Below are 2,045 nucleotides of genomic sequence, written 5' to 3'. Positions count from 1 at the left end.
GTATTAAATAACTGATCTAAATTTTGCGCCGGAAAAATGGCTTAGTTTGAGGCGTAAGTTGATGTAAATGGTTGTTCCCTATACGAAACTTACAACGAAAAAATAAGTTGTTTTAACAAGTAAAATAGATCAGTTACTTACTATGATTGGTATAATACCTTCCATATCATTGGTATTGGCTACTCACTACTTTTAGGGTCAAGCACTATAACGACCCACTTTTATAGCTAGACACCTTATTACGGCCAGTATCTTTCGCCTCTGCTAACGCTTGGCTAACAAAAGTCATCTGTTGCGAAGCATCTTCAATATCATCTACTTCCTGTACCTGCATTAAACCAATACTTACAGTGAACTCTATCTTTTCTTCTCCTACAACGGTAGGCATGGCGATAATTTCACTTCTGATCCGTTCCATCAGCATCAGCGCATTGCCTTGATCTGTTCTTGGCATTAACAAAATAAAGTTTTCACCACTTAAACGGGCAAACACATCGGTTTGACGCATTTGATTATCAACACGTAAAGTAAAATCAAGGATCACCTTATCGCCAATATCATGTCCATACTTTTCATTAATCGCTTTAAAAGCATCGATATTCAACATCGCCAGACAATAAGGCTCTTTATAACGTAAATAACGAATATGCTCTTGCGCCATATGTATTTCAAAATAGCGACGATTATAAATATTGGTCAGGTCATCATGTGTGACTAAATGTTGTAGCTTTTTATTATTATCTGATAACGCCTGATCTTTCTCTAAAATAGTTTCGATATAACCTTTCACCGCTTTCGCCATTTCACTAATATCATCAGAGCCTTTAATGGCAATCCGATATTGGTTTTTACTATCACCGGCGTCAATCACCTGACGAATTAAACTCACTCGACGTAAGAGATTGGTCTGTAATGTAATTAATATAATTGCAACAATGATGCAGGTTAGTAAGAGTAGGTAGAGGAAGGATTCCCTTAAGGAGATTTTCTCTTCTATTTTAGTCAGGTTAGTCAAAAATGCTTTTTGTGCCGCTAGGCCACTATCTCCAATCACACTGATGATCGACTGAGTTAGGGCTTTATGGTCTGACTTTAGCTGCTCCACAACGGATAGCTGTGCTAAATAGGCTTGGTAATCAACTGATATTGAGGTTGTACCTGTTAATAACGCTAGCAAGGTTTGAAATTCCTGCGCTGACATAACAGATTGCAATGGAGAGATTAATTCTTTAACCGCAACAGGACTACTATCCGAAGAAGCGTTATTAAGCATAGGGTTAAATAATAAAAGCACCTCATCAAGTGTCACAGCAACACTGACATTACCTTTATTTAATTGATCTCTTCGGTAAACCTCCACATCTTGATAGTCAGCTAATACTTGATTAGCTAATGTTATCTTTTTAGTCATCGCGGCTGAAATAGCATCACTTTGAGCAGAAAGCGCAGAGTTTAACGACAATAAATCTTGATAAGCATATAGATTATCAGCATATTGCTGTGAAGTTTGTGTCGCCCAAGTTGCTTTATCTGCAATATAGGCATCTTCCCACTGTAAATCTACTTCATTTTCAGCTAGAAACATATTGTTAGTTGCAGCTAGTATTTTATTGGTTTGAACTTTCAATTGCGTGATCGCCAATAGGCTCTCAAAATGTTCACTCTTGACCTGTTGATAATCTTCTTTTAATTCAGTTAATGAAGTAATAGCAGATATCCCCACCACACATGTCATGATAGTGAGTGTAATAGTCATGATAACAACGCGAAGATTCAACTTATGTTTTAAGCGAGGCATATTATCCTTGAAAAAATGTATTTATATAATCGATTTAATAACAGAAAACTAATCCTTTAGTAGGATATTATATAGTAAATTTAAGTGAATTTAATAAATGCCCTTTCACACTTTAAATATTATTTTTTTAATCAGATAAAACAATGACATCGGTCTATAAATAAATCTAAAGTTAATAAAAATCACACTTACAAGTTAATAAAGTATATAAAAACATCACATAAAGAACACCAAACAACCACAGTTA

The 2,045-nt window shown here is 35.2% G+C and carries 1 protein-coding gene; it reads right to left on the bottom strand.

Annotated elements, in window-relative coordinates; all coding sequences use genetic code 11:
- Nucleotides 1-205 precede the first annotated feature (205 nt).
- Nucleotides 206-1,798, bottom strand: a complete 1,593-nt coding sequence (locus DS885_RS14870; protein ID WP_113820201.1) for a sensor domain-containing diguanylate cyclase — start codon at nt 1,796-1,798, stop codon at nt 206-208.
- Nucleotides 1,799-2,045: the final 247 nt, after the last annotated feature.

Origin of the sequence: Psychromonas sp. B3M02 (genome assembly GCF_003318165.1) — a bacterium.
Taxonomy (GTDB): domain Bacteria; phylum Pseudomonadota; class Gammaproteobacteria; order Enterobacterales; family Psychromonadaceae; genus Psychromonas.
This window is presented reverse-complemented; position numbering and strand designations above follow the sequence as displayed.